The 14,250-nt window shown below is 69.2% G+C and carries 9 protein-coding genes and 2 pseudogenes; 7 read left to right on the plus strand and 4 right to left on the minus strand.

Annotated features, from left to right (window positions below):
- Positions 1–36: 36 nt before the first annotated feature.
- The 7 genes and pseudogenes from ACFXKG_RS38690 to ACFXKG_RS38720 form a co-directional block, all read left to right on the plus strand.
- Positions 37–1,359: pseudogene (locus ACFXKG_RS38690) on the plus strand (ThiF family adenylyltransferase); the annotation flags it as partial.
- 781 nt (positions 1,360–2,140) lie between these two features.
- Positions 2,141–2,470 (plus strand): Mov34/MPN/PAD-1 family protein, encoded by a 330-nt coding sequence (locus ACFXKG_RS38695; protein ID WP_384849528.1) that lies wholly within the window; start codon positions 2,141–2,143, stop codon positions 2,468–2,470.
- 26 nt (positions 2,471–2,496) lie between these two features.
- Positions 2,497–3,567: pseudogene (locus tag ACFXKG_RS38700) on the plus strand (patatin-like phospholipase family protein); the annotation flags it as partial.
- A gap of 347 nt (positions 3,568–3,914) precedes the next feature.
- Positions 3,915–4,595, plus strand: coding sequence for a DUF6308 family protein (locus tag ACFXKG_RS38705; RefSeq protein ID WP_384849495.1), 681 nt, complete (start codon positions 3,915–3,917; stop codon positions 4,593–4,595).
- 182 nt (positions 4,596–4,777) lie between these two features.
- Positions 4,778–5,953, plus strand: coding sequence for a tyrosine-type recombinase/integrase (locus ACFXKG_RS38710; RefSeq protein ID WP_384849498.1), 1,176 nt, complete (start codon positions 4,778–4,780; stop codon positions 5,951–5,953).
- Positions 5,950–8,544, plus strand: a complete 2,595-nt coding sequence (locus ACFXKG_RS38715; RefSeq protein ID WP_384849501.1) for a tyrosine-type recombinase/integrase — start codon at positions 5,950–5,952, stop codon at positions 8,542–8,544. Before ACFXKG_RS38710 ends, ACFXKG_RS38715 begins: the two co-directional genes overlap by 4 nt.
- Positions 8,541–9,119 carry a DUF6262 family protein gene (locus ACFXKG_RS38720; RefSeq protein WP_384849504.1) on the plus strand — a complete coding sequence of 193 codons (579 nt, stop codon included), beginning with the start codon at positions 8,541–8,543 and terminating at the stop codon, positions 9,117–9,119. Before ACFXKG_RS38715 ends, ACFXKG_RS38720 begins: the two co-directional genes overlap by 4 nt.
- 137 nt (positions 9,120–9,256) lie before the next feature.
- Here ACFXKG_RS38720 and ACFXKG_RS38725 read toward each other — a convergent pair whose 3' ends face one another.
- From ACFXKG_RS38725 to ACFXKG_RS38740, 4 genes are all read right to left on the minus strand, one after another.
- Complete coding sequence (locus ACFXKG_RS38725; protein WP_384849507.1) at positions 9,257–9,463, minus strand: hypothetical protein; 207 nt, start codon at positions 9,461–9,463, stop codon at positions 9,257–9,259.
- Positions 9,460–10,305 carry a hypothetical protein gene (locus tag ACFXKG_RS38730; RefSeq protein ID WP_384849510.1) on the minus strand — a complete coding sequence of 282 codons (846 nt, stop codon included), beginning with the start codon at positions 10,303–10,305 and terminating at the stop codon, positions 9,460–9,462. The genes ACFXKG_RS38725 and ACFXKG_RS38730 overlap by 4 nt, the downstream gene beginning before the upstream one ends.
- Positions 10,306–10,596: 291 nt before the next feature.
- Positions 10,597–13,257: a Helicase associated domain protein gene (locus tag ACFXKG_RS38735; RefSeq protein ID WP_384849513.1), complete on the minus strand. Its 2,661-nt coding sequence runs from the start codon at positions 13,255–13,257 to the stop codon at positions 10,597–10,599.
- Entirely contained in the window at positions 13,254–13,820 is a 567-nt protein-coding gene (locus tag ACFXKG_RS38740; protein ID WP_384849516.1) for a hypothetical protein, read from the minus strand. Before ACFXKG_RS38740 ends, ACFXKG_RS38735 begins: the two co-directional genes overlap by 4 nt.
- Between the last annotated feature and the right edge of the window lie 430 nt (positions 13,821–14,250).

The raw sequence follows: 14,250 nt of genomic DNA on the forward strand, positions 1-14,250 counted from the left end.
GTCCAGGCATCTCGAGGATCGGTGGCGGCCACCCACGTGGCCGCCGCAGCCGACGGGTACGTTGAGGCCCGCCTCAGCGTCGGCTGCGCCAACCTGCCGCCCACCCAGGACGGCCTGCGGCTGCGCAGCGTCGAGGCGGTCACCCTGCGGATCCCCCCGGACTTTCCCTTCAGGGCTCCCAGCGTGCGGACCCGGCACACCCGCTTCGCCGGCGCCCCGCACGTCAACTGGGGCCGCCGCCTGTGCCTGTACCGCTCGACGGCGACCGAGTGGGATCCGGCCGACGGCATGTACGGGTTCATCACCCGCCTCCTGGATTGGTTCGAGGCGGCCGCCGCGGGACGACTGGACCGGCCCGGCGAACCCCTGCACCCCCCGAACGCCCTGACCGACCACACCGCGGGACTCCTCGTGATTCGCCACGACGCGCCCGTCGCACGACCGGACGGGCCGTGGCTGGGCGCCGCCGTATTGCACCAGGTCAACGACGTCAGATGCGACGTCGTGGGCTGGCTCGCCGTCGAGGACGCCTGGCCCGACAGCCTGGAACAGTTGCGGGAGAGCGCCGCGCTGCCGGCCGGCGCCCGTGCCTTCCTCGCCCCCGTCGTCGTTACTACGAAGCACCTGACGTTCGAATACCCGCTCACCGCGCGCGAGCTGGTGGAGTCCCTGGCCCGCGACCACATCACGCCGCGCCTGCTGCTGGGGCTGACGGGATTTGTCGCAGGCCACAACCGCACCCTGCTGTGCCCCGACGCCACCGTGCCGACCGGGGACCACGAGGAGACCCCAGCCGCGCCGGTGTACCTGTTGCTGGGCACCCCCTCGCGGGGTATCGCCGGCGACGGGCCGCGCCGGACGCGCCTGGTGGCCTGGCACCTGCCCGACTTCGCCGATCAGGTCGGGCGCCTGGCCGCCGAGACTGCCTTCAGCGGGCATGCGTATTTGGCCGAACTTGGCGACGAGGTTGTCCGGTTCGGCACCGACTGGCTCGACCGCCAGAGCACCCGGTGGATGCGGGTCTACGAAGCCCGGCCCGAGGTCACGGTCCGACGCGATCACGCCACCCCCGCGGCCTGGCTGCGCGGCAAACGCATCCTCGTCCTGGGCGCGGGCGCCCTGGGAGCACCCGTCGCCGACATGTGCGCCCGGGCCGGAGCCGCGCACCTCACCGTCGCCGACCATGGACTCGTCCACCCCGGAATCCTGGCCCGCCAGCCCTATACGGACGCCGACATAGGCTTTTCCAAGGCGAGGGTCCTGGCCGACCGCCTCAACCGGATCGACCCCCACGCCACTCGTGTCGAAGCCCTCGTCGGCAACGTCACCACCCGGCTGTCCGTCCTCGACCTGCACACCTTCGACCTGATCTGGGACTGCACCGCCAACCGCATCGTCCGCGCCCACCTCGAACGCGCCCGCCGCACCGACCCTGCCCCCTGGCCCCACCTGGCCACACTGATGATCGGCCACCACGCCACCCGCGGCATCGCCGCCATCTCACCCCGCGGTGCCACCGGCGGTGGCACGGACGTCCTGCGGCGCACCGCGCTGGCCGCGCACGCCGATGCCACGCACGCATTCGACGACCTGATCGACGACTTCTTCCCCACCACACCCCCAACCGAGCTCTTCCAGCCCGAACCCGGCTGCTCGGACGCCACCTTCACCGGATCGGCCGCCGACGTCACCGCACTGGCCGGACAACTGGCGACCGGCGTCCTCCACGCCCTGGCCGAACCCCCCGACCGGCACACCATGGCCGCCCTCATCGTCCACATGCCCACCGGACCCACCAGCACCCAGCCGTCCGGGCCGCGCTGGCTGACCTGGCCCAACGACACCCTCGCCACGGACGAGGCCACCGGTTACGACGTGCGCATCACCTCTGCCGCACTGGACGAGATGCGAGCGGAAGCCCGCCGCGGCGCCCGAGTGCGGGGCCCGCGCGTGGAAACCGGCGGCACCCTGCTCGGCGCCGTCGACGACGCCACCGGTGTGATCTTCATCGACGAGGCCACCGGCCCGCCCCCCCGACTCCCTGCTGACCGAGGCCTACTTCCAGCATGGCCTGGACGGCGTCAGCGGCCACCTCACCGCCCGCCGGAAGGCTACCGGCAACATCAGCCGCTTCCTGGGCATGTGGCACACCCACCCGCACACCGCTGCCCAGCCCAGCGCCACCGATCGCGCCGCCATGACCAGCCTCACCCTCCCGCTGGACGACGCCCCCGCCCGCGCCCTCGTCCTCATCGCCGGAGGACCACCCCCCGTCTGGCACCAGTGGCTCGCCACCGGGCACAACCCCGACCTCTACGCCCACCTCGCAGCCCGCACCGCCTCGATCACGGCCGAGCCGCCCCCGCCGCAACCACCCGCTCACCTCGGCCCCGTGCAGTGGTGGCCCGGCGGCTACTCCACCCGCCCCCACAGTCCCGTCCCCGTCCCACGCAAGGGCTCCCGCTCATGACCCGCACCATCGGCCTCACCCTGTCCGGCGGCGGCTCCCGCGCCGCCGCCTTCCACCTCGGCTGCCTGCGCGCCCTGCACGACCGCGATCTCCTCGACTACATCCGCGTCGTCTCCGGCATCTCCGGCGGCTCCCTCCTCGCCGCCCTGTGGGCCTACGGCCCGAAAGAGTTCACCGACTTCGACGCCCGCACCACTGACCTGCTGCGCTCCGGCCTGCAACTGGACATCGCACGCCAGGCATTCAAGCCCTCTGCGGCCGCCCGCAACCTCACTGCGGCTGCCCGCGCAGGCACCCGCCAGCTGTTCACCCGCACCCCCCAGGTCACCGTCGCTCGCCCCGCCAACCGCACCGACGCCCTAGCCGCCGTCCTCGCCCACAAGGCGTTCGGCACCACCACCCTGGCCGACGTCACCCACCTCGGTCTCGACGTCGTTCTGACCGCCACCGACCTGGCCACCACCAACGCGGTTCGCTTCGGCAGCAGCGCAAGCGGCTGCTCCCGCTACGGCACCATCACCGAGCCCGTCCACGTCGCGACCGCCGTTGCCGCCTCCGCCGCCTACCCCGCGCTCCTGCCGGCCCTGGAAAGAACCTTCACCTTCCAGCACCGCGACGGACACCACCAGCAGCACACCGTGCTGCTCACCGACGGCGGCGTCTACGATAACCTCGGCCTGTCCGTCCTCGAACCGGGACGCTCACCGCACCACACCCAGCACGTCTACGACGTCCCCTTCATCATCTCCTGCGATGCTGGTCTGGGGGAACTCGCATTGAAGGCACCGCACTTCATGCTCGGGCGCCTCAGCCGCTCTTTCGCCACCGTCCACCGCAAGGCCCAGGACTCCGCCCGCGCCCGCCTGCACGAGTGGGCCGCGAGCGGACGCATCGACGGTTTCGCCCTTGCCTATCTCGGAATGAAGGACGACCGCCTGCCCGCGCCGCCAGCCGACCTCGTTCCGCGCAGCGCGGTCGCCTCCTACCCGACCAACTTCGCCGCCATGGCCCGAAGCGACTTCGAGGCCATCACCACCCGCGGCGAACAGCTCATGCGCACCGTCCTGCCGATGTACCTGCGGTCTGCGCACCGGTGAGACAGCAGCGAAGCAGTATGGGATGCCCTTCTCATACAGATTGCGGTCGGTTGCCAGCCACGGCACCCCCATAGCCTGCGCCGCGCACGCCCCGGCCGCACCCCCGTTTTTCGCCGGTCGTGTCCCGCCGACGGCTTCATACCTTCGGCATGCGGCGCTGCCGGAGAAAGCCCGAACGGGCCGCAACCCGGTTGTGCCGCTCCGCGAGCACAAGCTGTCGTCCGTGGCGGTGCCCGCCACGGCAGGACGGGTGAGGCGCAGGACAGCTGCTTTGGTGTGGACACGCTCACCTGGCCGCCCTGCTACAGACCTGGTTTGCTCGCGATCTCGATGAAGGAGGAGGAAGCATGGTTTCTTCCGCTGGGACGTCGTTGTCGTCGTTGGGGCAGCGGTTGAGTGTCGTGCTCGGCGCTGAAGGTGTTGTTGATGACCTGCGCCGCTACTACGGGGTCGGTCTGCCGTCCGGCATGGCTGCGTTCACCGGCAGCCGATTCGAGCATCTGGCGGGTGGGGGAGACCGGCCGGAGGTCGCCGACCGGTTCACGGCGGAGGACCTGGTCGCCGTGCAGACCTTGTCGGTGACCGTTCCTGCTTCTGTCGCGCTGGACATTCTGGAGGGCCGTCTCGGCGTGCGGCTATCTGGCCTGCTGCAGGCCATTGCCTGGGACATCGACATGGTCGACGCCGAAGCGGACGTCTTGGCCGAGGGCTCGGCGGACCAGGCCTGGCACCTCCTCTGCGCCCAGCACGGAGTTGACTGGGTGATCGCTGGGAAGCTCCTGGCCCGTAAGCGCCCGCGGCTGCTTCCGGCCTACGACCGTGTGGTGCGCTGCGCTCTGGGCCGCCCGCGCCCCTCGTTCTGGCTTGCGCTGCACGCCGCGCTGCGCGCGGACGACCGCGCCCTGCATCGCCAGTTGCTCGCGCTGCGGCAGATTGCGGGGGTGCCGGAAACGGTGAGTGCGCTGCGGGTGTGCGACGTGGCGGTGTGGATGGGGCACCGGGCGGAGGGACACGCCTGTCCTCGCTGACTTCGGCAGCGAAATTGCTCCTGCGGCGTGCTGGCGTGTGAGGGTGACGGACTTTACCAACCGTCACCTGGGTGTGTGGGACGTTCGCGTGGAGTGGTCCATGGGTGTGGGGAAGGGGTGTGGACTCGGGGCCTGGAGTGCCGCCACCGGGGCGGTTCCCGGTTCGGAGGGGGCGGTGCTGGGTGGGTGGTCGGCTGGTGGTGGGCCAGTTACGGGTGCAGGAGATCGTTCGCGGGGGCGGGCGGGTGGCTTACACGGTCGTGGATACGGACTGCTCGGTGGTGGCGGAGGCGGACGGATTCCTGCGTGCCTGTCGGGCGGGTACGGATCGTACGTACGCGTATGTGCTGGTGGATCATCTGCGCTGGCTCCGCTTTGCGGGCCTGACGGTGGAGTCGGTGTCGCTGGAGGATCTGCGGCACTACATGGCGGCCCTCGGGGCGGACTATCCGGGGCCGTTCGGGCTGCCGTGGCGGGAGAACAAACGCCCGTACGGGCACAGCGCGTTGAAGACCGCGGCGGCCTGTCTGAAGGGCTTCTACATCCGCCTGGGCACCCACGGCGTGAACTCCGCACTGGCGGAGGCCCTGCGCGTCACGAGGTTGCCGACGCGGGCGGATCGGCGGCGGGCGATGCTCGGGCACGTCCTGCACAGCATGCCCGCGAACCCTCTGGCTCCGGCGGAGCGGGTGCGCCGGCATCCGAAGATGCTGCCCGAGGGCGCCCGCGATCTGCTGCTGGGGGCGATGTCGTGCGCGCGGGACCGGATGGTGGTCACGTGGCTGGCCGACGGCGGTTTCCGGATCGGTGAGCTGTGCGGGCTACGTCTGGTCGATCTGCACCTGCGCGAGCAGGCCGCGTGCGGTCAGTGCCAGGGCCCGCACGTCCATATCTGTCACCGTGAGGACAATGCCAACTGGGCCCGGGTCAAGACCAAGACACCCTGGACCTGGCAGGACAACACCGTAAGCGGCGGGACGGTGCGCCGGGCGAGTCCGGCGATGATCCACACCTACTTCGAGTACATCACCACCCAGTACCCCGCCCAGTCCGTTCACGGCATGCTCCTGGTCAGCCTGCACGGCCCCTCCCGAGGCCGGCCGTGGACCACCACAGGGGCCCGCGGCATGCTGCGCCGGGCCGCAGCCCGGGTGGAGATCGGCCGGGTGGTCCCGCACGCCTTCCGGCACAGCTTCGCCACCGCGGTGCTGGACGCGGCACGGGGCAACGCGGTGATCGCGCGGGAGGCCGGCGGCTGGGCCTCGGCCGCGACCGTCGAGCAGGTCTACGGTCATGTGGACGTCCACGACCCGGTCTTCGCCGCGGCGCTGGAACAGGTGTGGGGGACACGGCCGTGATTCCTCTGACGCTGCTGCCCGGCCGCACCGATACCACCCGCGTTGGCCGCGACCGGCTCGAACTGCTCACGGCCCTCATCGGGGCCCCTGGATTCGACCCGCTCTTCCGCGACCCGCTGATCTTCATCCCGCCTCAGCACCCGGTCTACGCCTGGCAGTGCGCCGTTGACGGCTGCCTGCGCATCCGCCGAGTCAGTCACAACCTGTGCAACACGCACAACCTGGAGTGGGAGCAGGCCGAGCGGGCGGGGCAGGCCAAGCGCGCCTTCATGAACGCGGCCAGTGCTCTGCCGGCCGCGCGGGGAGTGGATTACGGCCGGTGCCTGGTCTGTCCCGACCGCCCGGCGATCAGTCCCACCACCCGGCTGTGCCAGCAGCACCAGACCAGGTGGCAGTACGGCGAGGCAGCCGGCATGGATCGCGCCCGATTCGAGGACTGGTCCCGTACCCAGCGCCCGCTTCCCGGCTACGGCTCGTGCCAGGCGCGGTGCCCGTTTTTGGCCTGCACCTCGCTGGGGCTGTGCTTGCAGCACCTGAACCGGTACAACATCGACAACCGTCCGGGAGCGGCCCGGTCGCAGAACTCACGCGGTCCCCTCAAGGACGGTCGGCCGCTTCCGGTGACCTATGGCGACGAGAAGGTATTTCGCGCCTGGTGCGCCACTGCGGAGCCGGTCACGCAGCCGGGGCTGGTCAACCTCCATGGTCTGTCCCCGCTGGTGCGGGCCGAGATCCAGTGGGGTCTGCACGCTCATGCCCAGTCCGCGCAGCACTCGGAGTGGACCACCAATGGCATCAGGAATCTCGTCAGGTACTGCTGGCGGGGCAGCATCGCCTCCCTGATGGATCTGCACGACGGAGGCTACAAAGATCTGACGCGCAAGCAGATGGACTCCGAGGTTCGCAAGATCATCTGGGAAGTCGTCAACGGTCTGCGCTGCGTCTACTACAGCCCCTCCGACACCAAGGACGCCGGCTTCCTGGAGACCGATCACTTCGGACGGCGCTTCAAGAACGCCCAGAGCCACTTCGACATCACCGCAGTACCGCAGCGGTGGCTGCGCGACCTGCTCTGGGACCACCTCGCCGAGTGGCTCCGTTCCCCGCAGTGCCCCCGCACGCGAGGTCCCTTCGACCAGATGCGCCGCGCCGCCGTCGAACTGGGCGTCTTCCTCGAAACCGATGCCCCCGACGCCGGCCACGACCCCACCGTGCTGCGCAGGGAGCACGCCGAGCGGTTCGTCGCCGACCAGCGCCACCGCGCCCGCCACGGCCTGCCGTCCCTGGGCATGGTCCTGGTCGACGGACGATCTCCCACCGTCACCGATCTGAGCTGCCAGTTCGTCTTCAACGGCGCACGCAAGCTGCTCTACAGCGCCATCACCGCCGGCCACGCCGAACGCCTCGGCATCGACACCGGCTTCCTGACCGCCATCCCCTTCGGCGGCACAGGCATCAGACAGCGCTCCCGCAACCCCTTCAGCGACGACGTCGCCCGCGCGCTGATGGATGAGACCAACCTGCGCCGCCTGGAGGAACTCGACCTCAACGACCGGGGCCTGCGGGACATCTGGGAGACCATCGTCGCCACCGGGCGCCGCTGCAGCGAGGTCGTCGGACTGCGCCTGGACTGCATCGGCCGCTACCGCGGCCTGGCCATGCTGTGGCACGACCAGACCAAGGTCGGCAACTACAACGAGGGCATCCGCATCCCCGAACCCGTCTACCAGTGCCTCGATGCCCGGCGCACCAAGACACTCCACCGCTTCGAAAAACGCTACGGCCGCACCCCAACAGCTGCTGAACGCCCCGGCCTGGCCCTGTTCCCCTCCCGAATCCGCAACCCCAACGGCCGACAGCCGATCTCCTACGGACACTTCAACCAGCGCTTCAAAACCTGGATCGCCGACCTCGACCTCGGCGGCGCCTACGTCGCTCACCAGGCCCGCCACACCCTGGCCACCAACCTGCTGCGCGCAGGCGCCACGCTCACCCACATCCGCCGCTACCTCGGCCAACTCTCCGAACGCATGGCCGAGCACTACGTGAAGATCACCAACAGCGACCTCGAAGACGTCCTGAACACCGTCTGGGTAGCCGGGCCCGGCGCACCCAACCCAGGCGAACTCCTCTCCGGCGACACCACACCCATCGACCGCGAGACAGCCCTCGCCCTGGCCTTGGACCTCTCCCGTCGCAGCACCCCCGCCGACGGGGGATTCTGCACCTACCAACCCGTCGTCGACGGCGGAGCCTGCCCCTGGAAACTCGACTGCGAGAACTGCGACAACTTCGTCCTGTCCGGCGCAGACCTCCTCTACTGGCGACGCAAAGCCGAACAGTGGCGCTCCATCGCTGAGAACGCCCCCGACGACGCCACCGCCGACTACCTCCACACCGTCTTCGAACCCACCGCCCAGGCCATCAAAGGACTTGAGCAGGCCCTGGCCGCCCTCGGCATCCTGGACGAAGCCCTCACCCTGGACCTTCGGCGCCCCCAGGACTACTTCCACCGCACTTGGAGCACTGCCTTCCGCGCCCGAGACCTCGTAGCACTGCAGGCCCCCGACGACGCCACAGGACAGCCATGAGTACGTCCCGCACCGACGCAGCCGCCCAAGCCCGCCGCCACGCCACCCAAGAGATGCTCGAACGCCTCCAGACCGTCCTGACGGCCGCAGCACGCGACCATACGCCTGTCACCGTCGCCGCCCTCGCCCGTACCGCCCGCGTCTCACGCACCTTCCTCTACCAAAACCAGCAGGCCAGAGACCTGATCGAGCAGGCCACCCGCGCAAGCAGACCCCATCCCGCAGTCTCCAACAGCGGCAGCCGCGCCCAGCCCGCCTGGAAGGAACGTGCACTCAACGCCGAAGACGCACTCACCCAGGCCCAGCGCGAAATCCGCACCCAGCGCACCCACATCGCAGAACTCCTCGGCAAGATCCGCGACCTCGAACACGACCTCCCCGAGGGCTCCCTCCAGCGCATCGTCACCGAGAACACCACGCTGAAGCAGCACGTACGACAGCTCACCCAGGACAACCAGCAGATTCAAGAGCGCCTGACCAGCGCCCGCCAGAACAACCGCTTCATGGACAAACGCATCGCCGACCTCGAAGCCCAACTCGCCCCGTACCTCACCGTCCCGTCTCCGCCACGGTGACCCTGCCGTGGGCTCATTACCCGTAGAGGGACAGAAGCGGTCCAGAGTGTGTGAGGTCCGAACCGGACCTCACACACTCTGGACCGCACGGGGTCCCTACAGCCTGCTGAGACTCCACCAGCGCCCGACACCCTCCCCTACGTGACCACGGAAAGCAGCACGCCCAGGAGTGCGGTGAAGAGCGTCATGACGCTGAAGAACACGAAGCTGCCGCGTCCGATGGCGGAGGAGACGGGTGCCCCTCCCTCGCGGGCGACGTTGTATCCGATCAGACCTGCGATGGCGGAGACCGCGGCGAGGGTGACCAGCGTCAGAAGCAGGGTCAGGAGGTTCTGCGTACTCACGCCGCACCCCGCTGGTTCTGCCGGCGGGCGGCGGCCTTGGTGTGCAGCTGATCCGGGATCCAGATCCGCTTCTCGCGGGCAGCCTGGTACAGGGCCGTCCTGAACCGCGACCTGCGCTGGCGGACGGCGGCGGCGGTGAGCTTCAGCCGTTCGGCGATCTCGGCGTCGGGGAAGCCCATGACCGTCAGGCGCACGACCGCCTGCGTGTGCGGCGCCTGCTCTTCGAGGATGTCCTCGAAGTTCGTGCTGAACACCTCCGAGTCAATCTCGTAGCTGGTCGCCTGGAGCAGCCCGCCGATGCCGGCTTCGTTCGCGGCGTCCTCGGTAAAGTCGTACACGGCGTGCAGGCGGGCCCAGCTAACCCGCAGCCTGGCCCACCTCACGTACGCGCGCCTGAACACCCACACGCACTGGCCGATGAAGTACGACATCAGGCTGCAGGCGCCGCGGGGCCCGTTGTGGTCAGCCTTCCAGCCCTGCCCGCGCTGCAGGTCGCGGTGGAACTTGCGCGTCGCCTCGGTGAGGACATCGACCATGATGATGTCCCGCTCGAGAGGGCTGCTGCGCAGCAGCCTCATGTCGTCCTCGTGGACGAAGAACTTCCAGCCTCGGCTCTTGCACTGCTTCACGGCCAGCCGGGCAAGCGTGCCCTCGCGGAGCATGCCGAGCAGGCGCGGCTCGGCCTCCCGGACCAGCTCGATCTCAAACACCTCGTAGGCCAGACCCTCGAAGCCGCAGGCGGCCAGCTCCTCGATCCGCGCGGCGTCCTGCCCGATCCGGGCCGTGCGGTCCCCGCCCAGCACCGCGTCGATGGCCTCGATGATCTCTGCATCTGCACTCATGGCATAAGCCCCCTCGTCCTGGCCTGCTTCCGTTCTCCACCGCATATTCCTAATGCGCGCGCTTGAGATGCGAAGCAGATCGCTCGTTGTACGGGCTTATGTGCAGGCGAAGTTGGTGAACGTGACACACCAGCTGAAATATTTTTCGCGAGGCTCAAATACCAGCCTGCGGGCCCGTCATTGCTGCACGGACCCGCAGCCGAAAGCCCGCACCCGGCGATGGAACGGGCGCCACGGGCCTCCGCCCCGCAGGAGGGACCAGACCCGCGCTCCAATAATCGGCTGGCGTGCTCACGCCCATTCCATGCCCAGCTCCCGCAGCGCTTCCAGCTGGTCCTGAGTGAGCTTGTCGCGACGGGTCTTGGTGTTGGAGACCCATACGCCGAGCTTCACAGTCACCGGCTCCGCCTCACCGTCGACCACGATCTCCGCGGTGTAGCCGCGGGGGACAGGCCGGTGGGCACCTTCCCGCTCAACCCACTGCGCGAGGGCCGTCAGGCCGCGCTGGAATGCCTGCTGCGCCTTGCTCGGTCCCTTCGCACCCTTGGTCGCCGGGGCGTGAGACGGCGCCTCAGCGGGCCTGATGCCCAGCCGGGACAGCCGCTCCTGTTGCTCGGTGGACAGCTGCGCCCAGGTGCCCGGCTGTTTCTGCCGCTGGAGCCACCGTCCGATGTCGTCCCCGTCCATGAGCACGCCGGGTGCGATGTCGGGCAGGTGGCCGTCGGCGTCGACGAGGTCGGCGAGGACGCGGTAGTGGCGTTGCCAGTCGAGTGGCCAGGGGCAGTTCCAGTCGGGGTCGATCGCCGCCAGCTGCTTCGCGCGCTCCCGGGCTCGCTCAGCGTCCTTCCCGAGGCCGCCCTTCCGGCGGAGGTTGGCCATGTGCTGCCCGATGGGCATCATCGCGTCGCCGTCGCTCCACAGCTGGTCCTGGCGCGGTGCGAGGTGACCGGTGGCCCGCCGGTAGGAGCGGAGGGCGGCGAGTTTGTTCTCCCACGCTTCGTCGCCGGGTTCCCACACCATCCCGGCTTCTTCGGCGTCGAGGAGCTCCTTGCGGTGGTCGTCGAGTTCGCCGGCGCGGAGGGCTTTTCGTTGCTGGTGGACCCACCGGCCGAGGGGGAACGCCTGGGTTACGCCGACTTCGGTCTCCGTGTCATAGGGCACGGCGTGCAGGCCGGTGATGTGGTGCTTCTTCCGCCAGCGGAGCAGGGACTGGTAGCCCTCCAGCCACACCAGGGATTCGGGCCGGTACACCCTCGTGCGCAGGAAGGCGGCGATGGTGGCGGCGTCGCGGGGGGTGGAGAAGTGCAGCAGCGCGGACTCCACCGCGCCCTGTGTGTCGTCCTGCTCCTGGTCCTCGCCGCGCGTCCCGCCGGCGCCGGTGATCTGCCCGTCTTCGTTGCGGACGAGGTGGTGGACTTTGGCCCGCGGTTGCCTCGTCAGTGCCCGCGAGGCGAGCTGCTCGACGAGGCGTTCGTCGTGTGAGCGCAGGCCTTGGAGGACGGCTACGAGCGGTTTGAACGAGGCGGAGGCGACCATGTCGTCGGGGTCTTCGCCGGGCTCCAGGAAGACGGGCACGATGATGCGCGCGACCTTGGCCGTGCCGTCCGGGTTCGGGCGGAGGGCGCGGCCGATGTTCTGCACGATCTCGACCTGGGAGCCGCGGGTGTCGGCGAAGCAGATGGCTTCGACTCCCCGCTCTCCGACGATGTCCACGCCCTCGCCCAGGACCCGCACCGAGGCGAGGAAGGCGCGGTGCACCCGCCGGCCCGCCGCGTCGATGCCATTCGCGAACTGGCTTAGGGCTTCGCGGCGTTCGGCGACGAGGTGGTCGCCGCACAGCCACGCCGACCAGACGCGGTTCGGGGGTACGTGGCGGCTGGCATCGAGCTCGTAGAGTTCCGCGTCGATCGACGACTTCGGCAGCGCGTCCGCGTCGGCCAGGGCCTGGTCGGACGCCTCGGTCACGTACAGCTCCGTGGCCGTCTGAGGTAGTTTCTCCGCGAACGCGGCCGCCTCCTCGACCCGCTGGTGGAACGTCATGACCGTGCGCAGGTTGTGGCGCGCGGCGTGCTCGAGGAGGGCGGTTTGCAGCAGTGCCAGGCGCCGGCCCCGCAGCGCCTCCTCCGACAGCCCCAGCACGGGCGAGGGGTCGCGGATCTCCAGCACGTCGATCTCGAACCCGGCGAGGATGTTCCGCTCGATCGCCTCGGACAACCCGAGCTCGTAGATCCACTTGCCGTACGTACCGTCCGGGTCGCTGGTCATGGAGGCGATCTCCAACTCCTGGCCGTCCGCGCCCTTCTGCGGGCGGGGTGAGGCGAGGATGCGCGGGGTGGCGGTGAGGTAGAGCCGGAAGTTGGCGGGGATGCGGGTGTTGTCGTGGATTGCTGCCCAGGGCCGGGCGGTGTCCCCGGCGAGTCCGTGGGCTTCGTCCAGGACGGCGAGGTCGAAGCCGTCCGTCGACTGTCCGTACAACCGTTCCCCGCCCGCCAGAGCGGCCTCCAGCGGCCCGCGGACCTTCCGCTGGTCTATCGGTGCGTCGATATCCTCACGGTCCACTAGGGAGGCGTACGTGGCGAACACGACCACGGGCCCCTGCCCGGCCCACAAGGCGAGCTGGATCGCGTTCGTGGTCGTACGGACCCCGAGCTGCTCCAGGACGTCGTCCTTCTCCAGCGAGCACACGGCGACCATGGGCGAGTTATGGCCGACCCGGCGCCACGCCTGCGCGGTCTGCACGAGCAGGTCGAGGGTGGGGACCATGACGAGGACCCGTCCGCCCCGGAAGCATTCCAGCGCGGCCGTAGCGGCAGTGATCGTCTTCCCGGAGCCGGTGGCGGACACGACCGTGGCGCGCGCTCCCTCCGGGAGAATAGATGATCTTGCAGGGAATCCTGCCCACTTGCGGATATGCGTATTTGCGTCCATCTGGTGTTCTCGAAGCTGGATCACAGCAGTTCTCCGGGTTCGGGAAGGACTTGCTCGACCGAGGAAATCCGGTATGCGCCCCGCTGGTAAAGGCCGTCTGGCCGTCCGTAGACAGTCCAGGCCCGGTGAGCGGCTTCACTGAGGGAGGAGGCCATCATGTGAACGATGAGTCGTGGTTCAGCCTCGCCCGAAGAGCTGGCCCGCTGGGCGACGATCCGGTAGATCCGATGACGCAGCATCTCGATCGGTGCTCCACCGTGTCGTTGTTCTGCAGCGGCTACGTCAAGGGCCACACGCTGCATCCGCTGCTCCTCACGGCGGCCTACACGCGGATCCTGCCCCGGTACGTAGACAGGCATCTGCTGCTCCGTCATCACATGGGCGATCCGCTCCCATTCAACGCGCTCCCACATGGCGATCACCAGCTCACTCAAGTTGAGGATCTCTGCCGGTCCTTCGCGTGCACGTTCCTCGCGCTCCAGAGAGAGCCGAGCACGTGTCTGCACCTGGCCGAGGACGAGCCCGGCGGCCTTTCTCGTCACGCCGAGCCGGGCTATTTCAGCCGGAAGATATTCGTAGACTGACATGAGCCCCGTCTCCTTGCCGCCAGCGCGTGTCTCCTGTTTTCACCAACCCTACATGCTGCATCAAATCAATGACGCGTTACACTGAAACCAGAACACCAACAAGCGCCCCCACCCTCGCAGCCAGCTAGGCCCGCGCCAGCGGGCCCCAAGGTCCTGAAGGCGCAGCCTGAAGGACCGTCAAAGCGGGGGAGCGCAGCGGACTCGCGCCAGGAGTGCGTAGCACTCCCCAACTCCTCTACAAAGAACCCGACTATCCGCACCTGACACTCCCTCAACCCAGCTCGCGCACCGCGCGAGTCAGCCATGCCGCGCAGCGGCCGGCCCCACCCGGATCCCGAAGCGCAGCGCAGGGATCGCCCATGCGCAGCATGGGCCAGCGGGAGCGCAGCGACCGCTCCGCTTGCACATCGCGCAGCGATGTGGTACCCGC

Source organism: Streptomyces sp. NPDC059255, from assembly GCF_042752355.1.
Lineage (GTDB): Bacteria > Actinomycetota > Actinomycetes > Streptomycetales > Streptomycetaceae > Streptomyces.

Bases quoted from the DNA above. Each gene is read 5' to 3' on its own strand.
- ACFXKG_RS38695 (WP_384849528.1), top strand. From the start codon at position 2,141: ATGTGGCACACCCACCCGCACACCGCTGCCCAGCCCAGCGCCACCGAT.
- ACFXKG_RS38705 (WP_384849495.1), top strand. From the start codon at position 3,915: ATGGTTTCTTCCGCTGGGACGTCGTTGTCGTCGTTGGGGCAGCGGTTG.
- ACFXKG_RS38720 (WP_384849504.1), top strand. From the start codon at position 8,541: ATGAGTACGTCCCGCACCGACGCAGCCGCCCAAGCCCGCCGCCACGCC.
- ACFXKG_RS38730 (WP_384849510.1), bottom strand. From the start codon at position 10,305: ATGAGTGCAGATGCAGAGATCATCGAGGCCATCGACGCGGTGCTGGGC.
- ACFXKG_RS38740 (WP_384849516.1), bottom strand. From the start codon at position 13,820: ATGTCAGTCTACGAATATCTTCCGGCTGAAATAGCCCGGCTCGGCGTG.